This window comes from Spirillospora sp. CA-294931 (genome assembly GCF_050946795.1).
In the GTDB taxonomy this organism is placed as follows: domain Bacteria; phylum Actinomycetota; class Actinomycetes; order Streptosporangiales; family Streptosporangiaceae; genus Spirillospora.
Genome location: NZ_CP192006.1, coordinates 8,686,321 through 8,701,678, shown reverse-complemented (window position 1 = coordinate 8,701,678; position 15,358 = coordinate 8,686,321). Strand labels below are relative to the sequence as shown.

16 protein-coding genes are annotated in these 15,358 nt (G+C 65.8%); 9 read left to right on the top strand and 7 right to left on the bottom strand.

All coding sequences use genetic code 11. The features are described from left to right. Positions 1 to 49: 49 nt before the first annotated feature. Both ACQPY4_RS39685 and ACQPY4_RS39680 read right to left on the bottom strand, forming a co-directional pair. On the bottom strand, positions 50 to 784 hold the full coding sequence (locus ACQPY4_RS39685) for an Eco29kI family restriction endonuclease (protein ID WP_433330183.1): 735 nt from the start codon (positions 782 to 784) through the stop codon (positions 50 to 52). A gap of 63 nt (positions 785 to 847) precedes the next feature. Next, positions 848 to 1,711, bottom strand: coding sequence for a GIY-YIG nuclease family protein (locus ACQPY4_RS39680; RefSeq protein ID WP_433330181.1), 864 nt, complete (start codon positions 1,709 to 1,711; stop codon positions 848 to 850). Between the two features lie 171 nt (positions 1,712 to 1,882). On the opposite strand from ACQPY4_RS39680, the gene ACQPY4_RS39675 reads away from it, so the two are divergent. From ACQPY4_RS39675 to ACQPY4_RS39660, 4 genes are all read left to right on the top strand, one after another. Next, on the top strand, positions 1,883 to 3,148 hold the full coding sequence (locus ACQPY4_RS39675) for a DNA cytosine methyltransferase (RefSeq protein ID WP_433330179.1): 1,266 nt from the start codon (positions 1,883 to 1,885) through the stop codon (positions 3,146 to 3,148). Between the two features lie 10 nt (positions 3,149 to 3,158). Further along, positions 3,159 to 3,974, top strand: a complete 816-nt coding sequence (locus tag ACQPY4_RS39670; RefSeq protein WP_433330177.1) for a very short patch repair endonuclease — start codon at positions 3,159 to 3,161, stop codon at positions 3,972 to 3,974. After that, positions 3,971 to 4,120, top strand: coding sequence for a hypothetical protein (locus ACQPY4_RS39665; RefSeq protein WP_433330175.1), 150 nt, complete (start codon positions 3,971 to 3,973; stop codon positions 4,118 to 4,120). The genes ACQPY4_RS39670 and ACQPY4_RS39665 overlap by 4 nt, the downstream gene beginning before the upstream one ends. Positions 4,121 to 4,410: 290 nt before the next feature. Then, entirely contained in the window at positions 4,411 to 5,256 is an 846-nt protein-coding gene (locus tag ACQPY4_RS39660; RefSeq protein WP_433330173.1) for a DUF2637 domain-containing protein, read from the top strand. 292 nt (positions 5,257 to 5,548) lie between these two features. Here ACQPY4_RS39660 and ACQPY4_RS39655 read toward each other — a convergent pair whose 3' ends face one another. Continuing rightward, positions 5,549 to 5,698 carry a hypothetical protein gene (locus ACQPY4_RS39655; protein WP_433330171.1) on the bottom strand — a complete coding sequence of 50 codons (150 nt, stop codon included), beginning with the start codon at positions 5,696 to 5,698 and terminating at the stop codon, positions 5,549 to 5,551. Positions 5,699 to 5,787: 89 nt separating this feature from the next. Here ACQPY4_RS39655 and ACQPY4_RS39650 point away from each other — a divergent pair, with 89 nt between their 5' ends. Beyond that, on the top strand, positions 5,788 to 7,137 hold the full coding sequence (locus ACQPY4_RS39650; RefSeq protein ID WP_433330169.1) for a tetratricopeptide repeat protein: 1,350 nt from the start codon (positions 5,788 to 5,790) through the stop codon (positions 7,135 to 7,137). A 269-nt stretch (positions 7,138 to 7,406) separates the two neighbouring features. On the opposite strand, the gene ACQPY4_RS39645 is transcribed toward ACQPY4_RS39650, so the two are convergent. Continuing rightward, the gene (locus ACQPY4_RS39645) at positions 7,407 to 8,033 is read right to left on the bottom strand and encodes a hypothetical protein (RefSeq protein ID WP_433330167.1); all 627 of its coding nucleotides are present in this window, start codon (positions 8,031 to 8,033) and stop codon (positions 7,407 to 7,409) included. A 27-nt stretch (positions 8,034 to 8,060) separates the two neighbouring features. Between ACQPY4_RS39645 and ACQPY4_RS39640 the strand changes: the two genes are divergently transcribed. The 3 genes from ACQPY4_RS39640 (at position 8,061) to ACQPY4_RS39630 (ending at position 10,894) form a co-directional block, all read left to right on the top strand. Continuing rightward, positions 8,061 to 9,314, top strand: coding sequence for an AlbA family DNA-binding domain-containing protein (locus ACQPY4_RS39640; protein WP_433330165.1), 1,254 nt, complete (start codon positions 8,061 to 8,063; stop codon positions 9,312 to 9,314). Positions 9,315 to 10,187: 873 nt separating this feature from the next. Beyond that, positions 10,188 to 10,559: a DUF3592 domain-containing protein gene (locus tag ACQPY4_RS39635; protein ID WP_433330163.1), complete on the top strand. Its 372-nt coding sequence runs from the start codon at positions 10,188 to 10,190 to the stop codon at positions 10,557 to 10,559. Between the two features lie 143 nt (positions 10,560 to 10,702). Further along, complete coding sequence (locus tag ACQPY4_RS39630; RefSeq protein WP_433330161.1) at positions 10,703 to 10,894, top strand: hypothetical protein; 192 nt, start codon at positions 10,703 to 10,705, stop codon at positions 10,892 to 10,894. A 411-nt stretch (positions 10,895 to 11,305) separates the two neighbouring features. Here the strand turns inward: ACQPY4_RS39630 and ACQPY4_RS39625 are convergent, their stop codons facing one another. Both ACQPY4_RS39625 and ACQPY4_RS39620 read right to left on the bottom strand, forming a co-directional pair. Continuing rightward, on the bottom strand, positions 11,306 to 11,530 hold the full coding sequence (locus ACQPY4_RS39625; RefSeq protein ID WP_433330159.1) for a hypothetical protein: 225 nt from the start codon (positions 11,528 to 11,530) through the stop codon (positions 11,306 to 11,308). A 186-nt stretch (positions 11,531 to 11,716) separates the two neighbouring features. Then, complete coding sequence (locus ACQPY4_RS39620) at positions 11,717 to 13,303, bottom strand: amidohydrolase family protein (protein WP_433330157.1); 1,587 nt, start codon at positions 13,301 to 13,303, stop codon at positions 11,717 to 11,719. A 190-nt stretch (positions 13,304 to 13,493) separates the two neighbouring features. Between ACQPY4_RS39620 and ACQPY4_RS39615 the strand changes: the two genes are divergently transcribed. Beyond that, positions 13,494 to 13,949, top strand: a complete 456-nt coding sequence (locus ACQPY4_RS39615; RefSeq protein ID WP_207944769.1) for a MarR family winged helix-turn-helix transcriptional regulator — start codon at positions 13,494 to 13,496, stop codon at positions 13,947 to 13,949. Between the two features lie 415 nt (positions 13,950 to 14,364). Here ACQPY4_RS39615 and ACQPY4_RS39610 read toward each other — a convergent pair whose 3' ends face one another. Next, on the bottom strand, positions 14,365 to 15,117 hold the full coding sequence (locus ACQPY4_RS39610) for a Wadjet anti-phage system protein JetD domain-containing protein (RefSeq protein WP_433330155.1): 753 nt from the start codon (positions 15,115 to 15,117) through the stop codon (positions 14,365 to 14,367). Positions 15,118 to 15,358: the final 241 nt, after the last annotated feature.

Here is a 15,358-nt window from a genome sequence, read left to right as displayed (position 1 = left end):
TCTTGAGCGGTGTAGCGGATCAGGACAAAAACGGAATAATATCCCCTCGCTACTCGGTCAATTCCGGCTCCTCTGGGGGTTCCGCGATGAGGAGCTCACTCGGCACGGGCTGATCGTGGACCATCGCGTCGAGGGCCTGGCGGACGAGTACTTTGATCCGACCTATTGAAAGGTTGTTATCGGGAAGGCTCGCAGCGAAGCTCCTCCCCGGATGCAAGGTGTCCCACAGAGATCGTGCCTGCTCTCCGCGACCGCCTCCTGGCCCATGGATGCCGAAGCCGTCAAGCACGTTGTTCCAAAGGGGGGTGTAGCGGCGGAGGAGGCCATACTCGCCCAGGGGTACCCAGATGTCCTTGACGATCAAGTATCGGAATCGAAAGTCGTCGAGGTCGAGAGTCGCCGACGCTTGCTTGATCGAGCCCCTGTGTTCACCGAGTCGTAGCCGTAGCCCCTTGGGGCCTTTGTTGGATGCCTGGCCCTGGCGGGTCGCCGTAGCCAAAGCCCTTCCCACGTAGATCGGGATCGCGTGGGGGCCGACCCCGGCGTCGTCCGCATCGGTGTCACGGCGCGTGAGATCGCCGAGGGACTCGTACGGCTCTGCTGAGCCCACGTAGTAGAGCGCGTACAAACCCGCGGTAGATGGGATGGGATTGTGGGTCCAGCGGGCGGGCGCGGGGGGAAAGGGATGGACTGGTTCAGCCTCGAGAGCGTCGGCGACGTTGCGGGCTAGGTTCTCGTCGTCCAGGGGGTTGTAGGGGTCGGGACGACCTTGCGCGGTGGTCACGCCCAGAGGCTATGGCACGCGCGGGCCTTGTTGTTCCGCGCCGCCGTCAGGAGGAGCGCGGGCTCAAGCTTCCTCGCCCTCGGCGGCCTCGTCATAGCCTAGATCCAGTTGCGACACGGGGGACGAGGTGTCGCCTTCGTATCGTTCCGGACCCACCTCCCATTCGACCGCCCCGTCTGGACTGGACCGCCACCAGCCGAGCGCGCTTCCGTATTCTCGGCGCTCTCTGTACAGGATCAGATACCCAGGCAGCGCTGTGGCTTGCCATCCGTTGGGGAGTTGACCGACGATGATCGGAACCAGGTTCTCCAGCGGCGAAGAAGCGTTCGGAACCTCGACGCTGGTCGTCTGAAGTACACGCTTGGCTTGTGCGGATCTCTCGAATCTGAAGTTGAAGGGAAGTCGTTCCTTCACGGCTTCCAAGAGACTGGAGACGCGCCAGTGACTCAGTCCAAGGTTGATTTCGACGCCGAGATCGATCGGATAAGTCGCGTCGAAATGGCTCGCCCTGACCAGGCTGGTGTCGCGCTGGCGGCCGGGGTCCTTGTTGCCGAAGCCGTTCGTGTTCCAGGGCACGCCCCCCTGGGCTCTGTACTTTTTGATCAAGAGCTTTTCCGGGGCGGCGGCGTCGAGGTCCTCGTCCACGTAGACACAGACGAACTCCACTCGCCGAAGATCGATATGGAGTCTCCCGGAGAGCTTCGAGCGGTGCCGCTGGAGTCGTTCCTGGAGGGATGAGCTGGCTTTCCCGACGTAGACACGCTCGCCCTCGAGGAAGAGTTCGTACACCCCGGGACGGGCCTCGACCCTCTCGAGGGCGGACGTGGTGAGCGGGGCCGGGGTGAGTTGGATCAGAGTCTCCGAGAGTTGGCTCGCGAGCGCGCGGGTGATGCTCAACTTGAACTCGGCGGTCGCGTTCCCTGACATGCCGATCGCCCCCCGGTCGCCACACCACCTCGATGTCCTCTAAATGATCTCAGATCGGATTCCCCTGGGGGAAGGAGGAGTCGTCCCGATGGACGTGGAGACGCGCTCGACGGGTGGGGGATCGGCGTTGCCCGTCAGGACTGCCGGACCTCCGCGGTACGGTTTCAAGCCGTGAGCATTGAAGCGTCAGGCGAGGGCCCAGAGGTCAGTGAGGCGGGGACCAGCATCGAGCTGTTCACCGGTGGGGGAGGGCTCGCGCTCGCGATGCACGACGCCGGCTTCCGGCATCTCCTGGCCGTCGAGATCGAGAAGCGCGCCTGCGCCACGCTGCGCCTGAACGTCGCCCGGGACTATGACCCGGAGTTGGCCGATCCGGAGGGCTTGGCGGACAAGTGGCCGCTCATCGAGGGTGACATCCACGACGAGCGTTTCGGGCGCTGGAAGGACAGGGTCGACGTCGTGGCGGGCGGCGTACCGTGCCAGCCGTGGAGCCTCGGCGGCGCCCACAAGGGCTACGACGACAAGCGAAATCTCTGGCCCGAGCTCTTCCGAACCATCAGGGAGACCCGTCCTCGCGCGGTCATCGCCGAGAACGTCAAGGGCCTGCTGCGCCCCTCTTTCAAGCCCTACTACGACTACATCCTGCGAGAGCTGGCCGCGCCCTTCGAGAAGCGGATCGACGGCGAGGATTGGTGCGATCACGACAAGCGGCTGATCAAGGCGCTCGGGTCGAGATGCGCCGACCCCACCGAGCGCTACGACGTGAAGTACATGCTGGTCAACGCGGCGGACTACGGGGTCCCGCAGACGCGCTGGCGAGTCTTCGTCGTCGCGTTCCGCAAGGACCTCGGCCTCGCGGACTGGGATTTCCCTCAACCGACGCACTCGGAGGCCGCTCTCTTGCGCGACCAGGAGAGCGGTCGGTACTGGGAACGCCACGGCGTCCCCCCGAAGAAGGTGGAGGTCCAGCCGGATTTGATCGAGGCCGAGGGGCTCAAACCATGGAGGACTCTGCGAGACGCGATTCGCGGCAACCCGGACATGCCCGAGCTGGGCCCGTTGCCCGAACCTCTGGAACCTCTTGAGGACAAACTGGAGCACCCAGACTGGATCCATCACTTCGGCTGGCCCGGTGCTCGAGAGTATGCAGGACATACCCCGAACCTCCTCGATCGTCCAGCGAAGACAGTCAAGGCCGGTGTGCACGGCGTGCCGGGGGGGGAGACCGTCCTCAAGCGGGATGACGGAACGATTCGCTACATGACCGTCCGAGAGGTCGCTCGCGTTATGACCTTCCCCGACAACTGGGAACTCGCTGGCCCGCGTGGCGAGCAGATGCGCCAACTCGGCAATGCCGTACCGGTGCTCCTGGGTCGTGTCATGGCGGACTCCGTGCGAGACGCGGTGAACTCCGTCGAGGCGTCCTCCAAGGAGTAACGGCCGCCAGATGCCCGGTGGATGGAGTGAGATGAGACCGGCCGACGCCGCTTGGAGACCCTCGCTGGGGCTGAGCCAAGCGGACCGACGCCGAGAACAAGACGAGGCGGCCGGTGGCCACGACAACAGGGTCATCAAGCTCGCCAATGGCCAGACAGCCACGGCCTCCATCTGCCTTCGTCTACCCCCGAAAGCTCGGCGGCTGTATGCCTACCTGCGTTGGTCGGCGGACGGTGAGACCGAAGAGCGATACGTGGGCGAGGTACGCGGGAGCGTGAGGCGGGACAACCTCGCGGAGGCTTGGCGAATGGCACGTGAACGCGGGTTGTCGGAGGCTCACCCCGCGTTACCGCCTGCCGCTGCTCCTAAAGACTCCTGGGCGTCATCTCCCGCGGTCCGCGCGGTCATGCGAGCGAACAAGAACAAGGACACCAAGCCAGAATTGCGCCTTCGCTCGGCCGTCCACGGCCTGGGGCTCAGGTATCGAGTGGGCACGCGCCCCCTTCCCAGCGTTCGCAGGACGGCCGATCTTGTGTTCTCAGGAGCGAAGGTCGCGGTCTTTGTCGACGGGTGCTTCTGGCATGGATGCCCCGAACACCACCGCCCAGCCAAGCGCAACAGCGAATTCTGGACCGCCAAGATCACCGGAAATCGGGACCGGGACCGGGAGACCGATCGAAAGCTGGCCGAGGCCGGATGGGTCGCCCTCAGGATCTGGGAGCATGAGGATCCTGGGGAAGCGGCAAAACGGGTCGCGGAGCAAGTGCGCGCTCGGAGCCCGCGTCGGCGACGCCGCGGCGCGCACGTCAAGGCCGAGATGACTTGATCACGGTTAAGCGGCCGAGCCTGGAGGCTGGAGCCGACTTCGCGATCATCACGCGGTGGATCACCGAGACCGAGTCTGGACGCGTCGCCGCCGAAGCCGACCTCGCCCTGCCCGTGATCAACAATTCAGGCCATCACCGAAGATGAGCTGGACGAAATCCTCAGCTACACCGGAAGGCTTAGTGACGCCTTCACCTGCGCTGACCGTGCCGACAAAGAACGCCTCTACCAGAGCCCCGGGCCTTTGTTGACCTACGATCCCGGAAAGCAGAAAGTCCGGGCTAAAGTCGGATTCAACCCGGACAAGGTCGTTATCGTAGGGTAACTATGGTGTCCGAGGGGGGACTCGAACCAAATCCCCATGCATCGTCCTTCCACTCGGGCAGGTCCCGCTGGACGCCACCGCCCTGGTCGATGGGCTGGAGGGCTGAGCGGTCATGGCGAACGCAAAGCCCCGCGCCTCAGACCAGGTGATCCGGTTGGCCTCCATGGTCAGTGTGATCGTGCTGGCCGGTATCGCTGCGGTGATCTCCTACAAACACATGTATCAGTTGGTGCTGCAGTACGGAGAGGCCTCCTGGACAGCGGCGCTTTTGCCGGTCAGTGTGGACGGGATGATCGTGGTGGCCTCGATGTCGCTGCTGGTCGATTCGCGGCAGGGTCGTCGTAGCGGGCTGTTGCCGTGGGCGCTGCTGGTGCTGGGCAGCGCCGCGAGCCTAGCCGCCAACGTCGCCGTTGCCGAGCCCTCCCTGGTCGGCAGGCTGATTGCCGCTTGGCCGAGTTGCGCTTTGATCGGTGCGTATGAGCTCTTGATGCGCCAGGTCAGGAATGGTTCGCAGCGGATGACCCCAGCTGCTTCATACGAGTCCTCACGCCAAGCGGCAGAGGAGTCGGATGCCTCATTTGGGTCTCATATGGCCCTTCTCGCGAGCCTGGCGAAGGAAGAGGTTGCTTCATATGAAGCTCTTGCGACCCAAGGGAATTCGCCGGACGGCTCCTATGATGCTCAGCCGAGCGGCGCTGTGAACGTCATGCGGAACGCAGACGAGGTCTCAGGGGGTGAGGATTCCGGAGAAGCGAAACGGGCTCATCCGCGACATGGCCGATCGGTCTCGGGGCTGCAACGTCAGGCGTGGCAGTGGGCGCTGGCTAACCGTACAGCGGCGGGTGATCTTCCTTCGGGGAAAACGATCGCGGAGCGTTTCGGGCGCCGCGAACGTTGGGGGCGACTGGTCAAGCAGGCCGGAGCAACCGGCCGTCTCGATCCCGTAGCCAGCCTATAGGCACACCGAGCCGACCGGTGTCACCCGCAAACCGCCTCCCCGGGAACTGATGAATCGCCGACGATCCTGGCGAGGATGCCATCGCGTCCGGCACCGGCCCGCTGGTGCCGGACGGGTTCCAGGTCATTTCGACCACGTTGGCCAAGGCCCACCGGTTCGTCGCCGCCCATCACCGGCACCACCGACCGCCGCGCACAGGTTCTCTGTTGGGTTCGTGCCGACACCTCAGAGGCGTTTGTCGGCGTGGCGATCGTCGGGCGCCCGGTCGCTCGGCATCTGGACGACAGCCTCACTACCAAGGTTCCTCGGCCGGCCACTTGCTGCCGACCAGTGAGAACTGCCTGGCCCTGGTCACCAGCCGTTCCAGCCTGGCGGGGCTGGTGATCGGGCAGGGCGCGGCGCGCATCAGCCTGGACTTGCTTCCGTTGGACGAGGCGATCACGCTGATGCGCGGGATCGTCGGCGACGCGCGAGCCGACGCCGAACCGGAGGCGGTGCGGGGGGATCGTCGATGCCTGCGCCCGGCTGCCGTTGGCGTTGCGCATCGCGGGCCAGCGCGGCGCCGCACGACCGCATCTGCCACTCGCCGAGATCCTGGCCGAGTTGGGCGACCAGGATGAACGTCTGGACGTGTTGAGCGCGTCCGACGATGAGACCACGAGCGTTCGCGCCGTCTTCGCCTGGTCCTACCGCGGCCTTTCGCCGGAACGGCAGTTGCTGTTCCGGCGGCTGGGACTGCATCCGGGCACCGACATCACTGGGTACGCGGCGGCTGCCCTGACCGACACCACGCCGTCGTGGGCGCGCCGAGCGTTGGAGGCGTTGGCCGACATCCATCTCGTCGAGGCCTTCGGCCCGGACCTCTACCGCGTTCATGACCTGCTGCGCGCCTACGCGCTCGAACGGGCCGAGACCGACGATACACGCGAGGACCGGCATGCCGCGCTGCGGCGCCTGCATGCCTTCTACCTCCACACCTCGGACGCCGCCGACCGCCGCCTCGTCATCCGTAACCGCCACAGTCCCGATGCGGCTCCCGTACCGCCCCATGTCCCGGCGTTCACCACGGACGAGCAGGCGCGGGACTGGCTCCGAGTCGAGTATTCCAACCTTCTCGCCGTGGTCGGCCACGCCGCCGACATGGGCATGCACGACCTGGCCTGGCAGATCAGTGCCACCATGTTCGCGACGCTCGATCGCCTCGGTCACCGCAACGATTGGCTCATCACCATCCAGACGGGACTGGCCTCTACCCGGAAACTCTCCGATCGCGTGGGAGAGTTCACGATGCTCAGGGCCATGGTGGCTCCGCTCACGAGCCTTCGAAGGTTCGACGAGGCGATCGATTGCGGTCAACAGGCCCTGAACATCGCACGCGACGCAGGAGAACCTGCCGACGAGGCATCGGCTCTTGACAACCTCGGCGGTGCCTACTTCGAGGCCGGGCAGCGCTCAGCGGCAGCCGACTGCTACCAAGCGAGCCTTGATATTCAAGAGGAGGTGGGCAACGACTGGGCCGCAGCCATCTCACAGAACCGCCTAGGCGAAGTCCACCGGGACCGCCGACGATTCGACAACGGAATCGACTGTCACCGACGGGCACTGAAGACGTTTCGCGCCCACCAGGACCTCACCCGTGAAGGGTGGACGCTGCGCCTGCTCGGGGATGCACATCTGGCATTGGGGCAGTTCGATCAGGCCATCGATTACCAAACCCAGGCGGTCGCCGTTCTCCAAGGCCCGCGCTCCCTGGACGAGATGGCACGCGCCCTCTGCACCCTGGGCGACGCCCTGGAAGCCACGGGAGAGCGTCGACAGGCGCGCGAGCACTGGAGCGAGCCGTTGACCATCTTCGAAAGCTGCAGACTGGACCGAAAATAGTTCATACGGGTCTCATGCGCCCCTTCCTATGAGGCTGAGCAGGGAGGACGCGGCTGCGTATGAGGCTCCTACGACTTGGGGCAACCCGTCTAACGGTTACTCAGACGGATCGTGCTGAGGACTTCATACAGAACGCACAGGAGGCCCAAGCGGATGGGACCGGGGCAGCGCATCAGGTTCAGCCGTGGAGCGGCCGACCGGCATCGGGGCTGCAGTGTCAGGCGTGGCAGTGGGCCCTCGCCCATCGCACTCCGATCGGAGACCTGCCCTCAGGTAAGGCGATTGCAGAGCGGTTTGGACGCCGCGAGCGGTGGGGCCGCCTGGTCAAACAGGCCGGAGCAGCCGGACGCTTGAACCCCAACACCACATAGCTGGCTACGGTTGGCGCAACACCCGCACATGCCGATGACCGGATACCTGGAGCTATGTCGGCTCGGGGTAGGGCTGGGCGGGTGCCCTGCCGACGTGGGTTTAGCGGTTGGTGGCGCCGGGGCGCAGTGCGGGCGTGACAAGCTTGAAGCACATCCAGGGCCGCCTGCTGGAGGAACTGCCCAACCCAAACCGTGGCCGATGGCGTCGGCGAGCGTCGCGGCGTCCGGCAGGCGCGCACCGGCGACCGCCGCCGCGTCCGCCGCGGCACCGATCGTCGCGGAGCAGACCGACAACAGGTAGTCCGGGACCGACAGCGCCGGGTCGGTGCAGCCGACCAGCGGGGTGCCGACGGCCGCGATCAGCGGGAACACCGTGCCGGGGATGCCGATCGCCGCCTCCGCCCGGGCCGACGCCTGCACGGTCGCGACGTCGCTGATCTCGTACTCGTCCCAGAGCGTGCGGTCCTCGCGCGGGTGCAGGCCGACCAGGACGCGCTTGGAGGAAGCGGCGGCTCCTCGGATCATGTCGGCATTCCTCCCTAGGCTTGGAGCATGACCTTCACCGCGCTCCACCGTGCGCTCGGACTCGCACCCGCGCCCCTGACGGATGGCCTGCTCGATGCAGCGGTGGCCGCAGCAGTGGTGGAGGCGACTGATCTGGATTGGAAGTCGGAGCTGCCGCCGGTGAAGGGTCTGCCGCAGACCGACTTTCCGAAGGACGTGGCTGCGATGGCGAACAGCGGCGGCGGTGTCATCGTCTTCGGCGTGCGCGAGTCGCAGAAGGTGGCGACGGAACGAGTCGCTGTGGGGGAGTTCGATGAGGCGTACGAACGCTCCCTGCGGAGTGCCGCGATCACCGCGATTTCCCCGCCGGTGTTCGGCCTGAACGTGTATCGCCTCGGAGCTGAGGGCAATCGGGCCGTCGTGGTGGAGGTGCCCGCGAGCATCGACGGACCACATCTGATCTACAAGAACGACTACTTCGGGGCGCCAGTGCGGAACGATTCCGACACTGTGTGGATGAAGGAGCGGCAGATCGAGGCGATGTACCGCGCTCGGTTCGAGGAGCGCCGACACGCAACCGAGGCTCTGGATGCGCTGTTCGCAGAAGCCGCCAGCGGTCGAGACTCCGGCAAGCGTGCTTGGCTGATCGCGGTCGCCCACCCTCGCATTCCTCGCTTCCGCGAGCGCCTGACCCGCGAACAAGCCCGCGGTGTGCTGACCACGACCGTGGGGCTGGCCTTGACCTATGCAGGGCGTGGAGGCGTCCATCCGCTGGAGAACGTCGACCGCGACAACCCCCGTCCCGGATTGCGCCGGTGGGTGGCCGTGAACACGGCAACCGGCGAGCGCTCGATCTGGAAGGAGGCTTGGATGAGCATTCACCATGACGGCTCGGTCGCAGTTGCCGCCGCGGTAGGCGGGCATCGCATGAGTAGCGAGGGGTACTTCGGGGGCTGGCAGGTTGAGTCCACCGCTATCGAGTGCGCCATAGCCGACCTCATGGCGCTTGCCCGGACGACGGCGGAGACGACTGGCAACGACGAGTACGACGTGCGTGTCGGGATCGAGTGGACCGGCGAGCAGCCGTTGACGATACTGACGAAGGATAACCTCGGCTATGCCTACGACGGCGTCTCAGTCCCTGTGCACCGCTACACGCCGGTCGAGACCACCGTGAACGCGGTCGAGTCGGCGCTGGACTACTACTGGCACGTCCACGACCTCGCTCAGGATTGCGTGAATCAAGGCGGCGTCTCGAATGTGCTGATGATTCAGCCACCCAAGCGCGACGAGACGGCATAGCCTGCTTCTCCCACGGTCACAGGTATGCCACTTACGTCAGTCGCCTGTCAGTTCGCGACGCCTACGCCATAGGCTCCAGACCCCATTTCCGCACGGCCTGGCCGTCAACGAAGCGCCACTCCGCGCGGCACTTGCCGCAGTCGATCCGGACATCGTGCTCCCGGAAACCCGGCACGTTGTCGTGCTCTTCGGTGATCCTCCCGTCGCCGCAGGGGCAGTGGTACTCGTAGCGCTCCACCGTCCCCCGGCATCACCCGCTGAAATAGCTCCCACAACTCTGCGGGCACCAACCGCTCGACCATCTCCACGAACGGCAGGCTACCGCCAACCCGCCAAATGAGATGAAGTCTTATATGGTCTTCGCGCCATTGCAAGGGAGCAATACTCCGGCGACGTAGTATTCCTCTCGCCGAAGCCTGCGAATGGAATGCCGCCCTCGTGGACTCGTGCACACCACGCGTCCCCATCTTCTTACTCGATGCCGCCCGGCCACCGCGGACATTTCGCCACCCATGAGCTTGAACAGAACGTGGCCCGTCGGGAACAACAGGTGATGGGTCTGCGCGGCCGTCCCGTGGGGCCGGGGTTGTCCTGGGGGCCTTGGATGCACCGGCGGTAAGGATCCGGCCGGGGCCGATGGCGGAGGGGCCTGTCTCTGTGCGGGCCCGACCTTGCCCAACACGGTCCGCATTAGGTCAATGGGCCTCTGCCGCCTGCCCAGCAGAGGCTGAGTTGGGACGCTGAGGCGAGGCCCAGGTGTTGCTGGTTGCGTCGCAACTCCCTCCGGGTGAGGTGCGTCCTACTTTCCAGAGAACGAAGAGCCGCCGAGACGGAGGATGCAACGACATGGGCTTGGGTTTCGTTGTGTGCGCGATGAGCGGGACGGTGGTTCTCCTGATCGGACTGCACAACGCCCTACTGGTTCGCCGACTACGACAGCACGGGATACGCACCAGCGGCCTCGTGGTCGACCAGACGCGCGAGAGCACCGACTCGGGACACTACTGGAAGCCCGTCATCTCCTTCACCGACCAACATGGACACACTGTGACGTTCCAGCCCGGCGTGGGCGGTAAGGGGTATGAACTGCCGACGGGGCGGGAGGTGCCCGTGGTGTACCTGGCGGACAATCCGGAGAAGGTCAAGGTGGACATGCGACGGTTCACGACCTCGCAGGCGTTGTACCTAGTGGTCTTTGGATTGATCTTGTTGAGTGTCGCCGTCGCGATACTGAAGGCCGGTTGACTCGGGCGACTTCGCCGCCACCAGATTGCCGTCCTCCATGGACGGACCTCTGCACTCCGGCACCTCGTGCCCCAAACCCCGACGTCACCGCAGGTCGCGGCTATATCCGGCAAAAACGTCGTCAGTGCTACCGGGGGGCTCTGATGGGGCAGCCCCGCGCCCACCCCGCTGAGATCATCGACCACACCGGGACGCCGAACGAGGGGAGCAAGCCAATGACGCCGCAGGACCGCGAACACTCGCCCGCAGACGAGATCGACCTGGAAGAACTCTCGCACGCCGACGACCGCCCCGTGTTCCTCGACGACGCCGACGACTGCGAATGGACCGCCTGAACGGGTGCCACCGGAATACGGCCTGTCGGTAGGGGAGCTGTCACCAGCCACCAGCTGACGTTTTGTCGCAGGTAGACGGCGATTCCGCTGGGGCCGTGCGTTCGTGGTCGCGGGTTCCGACAGGCCGCGAACTATGTGCGTAGGTTGCGGTTTCGCGGTGTTAGCCCAGATGGTTAGGGCTTCACCTATGTCGTTAGGTGAGCCCCCGATGTCCGGGATCAGGTGGGTGAACCCGGCAGTGTCCAGCGCCCGCAGGCCGGCGGGCCGGGGCGCGGCACGCGCCAATGTGCCTTCGCGCCGGGACTGAGCAAGGTCACCCTGTACCGGTGATGTCGAGGGTGACTTCCGACAGCGGGCAGCTCGCGCAGGTCAGTACGTAGCCGTCGTTGCCGACGGTGCAGGAATAGGGCATCAGTAGTCCCGCCGCCAGTCCTGCGTCCAGGAGCGTCTGGCCGGGCTCGACCACCGCCGTGCCGACCGGGCGTCCGTCCTCTCGATGGACATCTCCTGCGGCACGGTCGTCGCGGTGCCGGTGTCGGTCCGGCTGGTGTAGCGCTCGATGCGCACCTGCGCGTCCTGGTTCTTGAGCTCGGCCAGGACGCTCTGGACCACCGTCAAGAACCATCTGGCCGCCATCCAGCGCAAGCTGTCCGTCCGCAACCGTGTGGGCATCGCCACCTGGGCCTGGGACAACGTCCCACTCACGAGCCCTGATCGGCACGCCTCATTCAGCGGCGTCGTACAAACCGACATCGGCGCCCATGCTGCCGGCCGCCTTCATCTCCTCCATCGCGACCGGCAGCATCTGCACCATCCAGACCTTTAGCTGTATGCGAAAAGGTCCTGCCGTATGTCGGCCGCCTTGAAGAGGTAGTCGCGTGACGCTTCGAGTTCGCGTCGCAGACGGCCGAGGTCGGCGTCGAGCAGGCGCCCTCGCCACTTGCGAACCTTGCCGGCGACGATCACCGTCTCGACGTTCGTGCGGTCCATCAACGTGACGACCGCTCCAGGCACGCTGTTGAGCGGGGCCACGTTGAGCGCGGTGGCGTCGAGCACGACGATGTCGGCCTCCTGGCCGGGCGTGAGCGTGCCCGTCTTACCGGCGAGCCCGAGGTGTTTTGCACCGTTGACGGTCCCGTAGCGCAGCACGTCGCGGACGGTGAGGAGCTCCGGCGTTCCCTCGGCCGGCGTGGGCCAGTTGTTGGGCGGCACAGGGTCGCCCTGGTCCAGGACGATCTGGTTGACGACCATACGCTGCATGATCATGGCAGAGCGCATCAGCGTGAACGGGTCAGCGGCCATCGTCGTCTCGACGTCGGAGCTCAGCGAGGGCTCCATGCCGAGCTCCTGCATCTTGAGGATCGGCGGGGTGCCGTGCCGCATGACCATCTCGATCGGGAAGGCGAGCGAGACCTGCGCGCCGGAGTCCCGAAACCGTTTCCAGACCCGGTCGGACATCCCGGTCATGTGAAAGAACAGGTTGTCCGGCCCCACCCGGACCCCGGCGGTCCCCTGGGCGAGGTCTTCGAAGACCGGCAGCATCCCCCACGACCCGACCGAGTGCGCCGCGATCTTGATGTCCAGCTCGCGGGCGATCGCCCAGGACCGGGTGTACACATTTTTGCCGAGGTGGAGTTCGCCGCCCATGACCATGCTCACGAGCTGGTCGTCCGAGGAGAACCAGCGGTCCCTGATGCGGCGGGCGTCCTCCGGATACTGGGCTGTGGCGCGGCCGTCACCCTCGAAATAGCCGAACGCGGCGCGCCGCCCGGTGTCGATCAGCGCCTGGATCGCCGCGTCGGTGTGCTCCGGGGAATGGTGGATCTGCGATACGTCCAGCACCGTGGTGACGCCCGCGTCAAGCTGGGAAAGTCCCGCGAAAAGATCATTGATGTACACGTCCTGCGGCCGGTACACCAGCCGGAACCCGTCGAGAATGTGCTTGCCGTAGTTCGGGTTCGCGCTCGGTGAGCCTGAGCGGTCGTCGAGGAGCAGGCCATTGGCCAGAAACGCGCGCTCCGCCGTCTCGAACAAATGGTGGTGCGTGTCGACGAAACCCGGCATGACGATGCGGCCGCGCGCGTCGATCACGTCCGCGCCGGAGGCCCGCAAGTCACGTCCGACTGCGACGATCTTCTTGCCCTCGACCAGGACGTCGGCGACCTCGGAGTCGCCCACCTTCGGGTCCATCGACATCACCGCCCCGCCCCGGACGACGTAGCGGCGTCCGCGGGCGCCGCTGTCCCTCGGCGGCGCCTGGTCACGGTCCTGCGCGGTGGCCGGAGAGGCCGCGAGCAGGCCCACGCCGCCCGCCGCCGTGGCCACTGTCGAGGTCTTCAGGAAACTGCGACGTCCAAATCGCGGAGCGACATTCTTGCGCCGCTCGTCTTCGGTCTGCCCGCTGGACACGTTCCTCCTCCTTCGGAAAAGGCCATTCGAAACGCGGTGATCGCAGGTGTTCGAGGGCGCGCGCCGCCGCCCGCCATGGCGTAGGAGACGGAACCGACCGCCCTGTCACCTTCTCGATCAGTGAGTTGATGTGTCAACTAGACAGTACCTGATCGAGTTGATGCGTCAACTCCTGGTTTAGGATGTTCCCATGGCGCATCTTGGATTGACCGAACGCGAGCTCCGCGCATGGCGTACCTCCTTCCGGATGGTGGAGCTGCTGCGGGCACGCCTCGAACAGCAGCTTCAGGCGACCAGCGGCCTGTCCAACGCCGACTACACCGTGCTGGCTCTGCTGTCCGAATCGCCCGACAGACGCATGCGCCTCTACGAGCTGTGCCAGGTAGCCGGTTGGGAGAAGAGCCGCATGCACCACCAGCTCACCCGGATGAGCCGACGGAACCTGATCGCCCGCGAGCGGTGCGGCTCGCGCGGCGTCCATGTCGCGCTCACCGCAGAAGGACTCGACGCGCTCAGAAAAGCCGTGCCCCGCCACGGCCAAGAAGTCCGGCGCCTGTTCGTCGACCGCCTCACACCCGAAGAGCTCGACCAGTTCGCTGACCTCTCCGCCAAGATCCTCCACAACCTGGAAACGAACGAGCCGTGAGCCGAGCCAGAGAAGGCCACCGAGCGGAAGGTGGGGGTGGCGGAAGTATCTCCAAGGAGGGAAATGATCTTGATGGGTAGATGATCGACAGGAAGATCATCCATCGAATTCGGGGGATTCGAAGCGGTGACCTCGACGCGGCGAAGCCATTGTGATGCTTGCCGACCGGAGTCAGGGCGCGGCCTCGGTACGCCTCGAAGCGTGCCCCACCACCGAGTTGGTCGTCACTTCACTACCCGTAGGGCCAGGTAGAGCCACCGAATATTTCGCGTCGCCAGCGGCCCGGACGCACTCCTCTGCCGCCGGTCGGGCGCTGGCCTGCTCGGCTCTGCCGATGAGCGCGCAACTGGTGTCGCCATCGCATAGGCGTCGAGCGTCTCTTGGGTTCCTGTAGGAGAAGGGGGTCCGCGGTCGGTCAAAGGAACCAGAGATCTTGGTGGGCGTCGGTGCGGAGGACCCGCCGATTGGTTGACTCCTGGGCTATTCGGTGGCCTTGGGTGAGTACTGACCGTGCGGCGGCCTGGAGGTCGTCGGGGAGCCAGTTGGCGAGGCGGACGGCGTGCACTTGGGGGATTGGTTGGCCGGGGCTGCGGGGTCGGGTGAGGAGGAGGCGGTAGAGGCCGGTGGCGGGTTGGATGGCGGGGAGGTTTTGTTCGAGGGCGGTCGCGCTGGTGCGGGCGGGGATATCGAGGCCATCGGCGTCCAGGTCCCCGTAGTAGAGGATGCGGCGCAGGCTGGGGAGGTGGGTGAGTTGAGTGATGGATGCTTCGAAGGCGCGGCCGCAGCCGAACAGGATGTGGCCGATGGGGCCGGGTTTGGGGGTGAGGAGGGCGAGCAGAGTGGCGTAGGTATCGCTGTTCTTGATGACCAGGGCGGTGGATTGGTCGGAGATCTGCTGTTGGGCGATGGGTGGTGCTTGCCGGTAGGTGGCGAGTGGGCCGAGGGTGAGCCGCGAGGGGGCGAACAGGGCGGTGGAGACCAGGGCATCGAGGCGTTTCTCGTCTCCGAAGATCTCGTGTGATCGCTCCCGGAGAGGGAGGGGCATGCGGGCGTCGGAGTTGCTGCTGGTGTCGCGGAGCCAGCGGTTGACGGCTTGGAGGTCATCGGTCTGCTGGGTGGTCAGCCGGGCGTCGTAGGCCCAGGCGAGTTCGGGCTGCCAGGACGTCATGGGGCGTGGCCCGGGGGTGGTCTTGGTGGGACTGTTGGCGGGGATGCGGATCCAGTCGGGGAGGGGCGGGGAACCGGGATCCCATTTCTGTCGGCTTGCCAGGGTGGTGATGAGGCCGGTGCGGGTGAGTTCGTCTAGGAGGGCGGCGAGGGTGAGCCGGTGGTGGGGGTGGGTGGCGGCGCCGGGGGCGCGGTGTGGAAGGCGTGGAGGTAGGTGCTGCGGGCGAGGGTAGTGGTGCCGG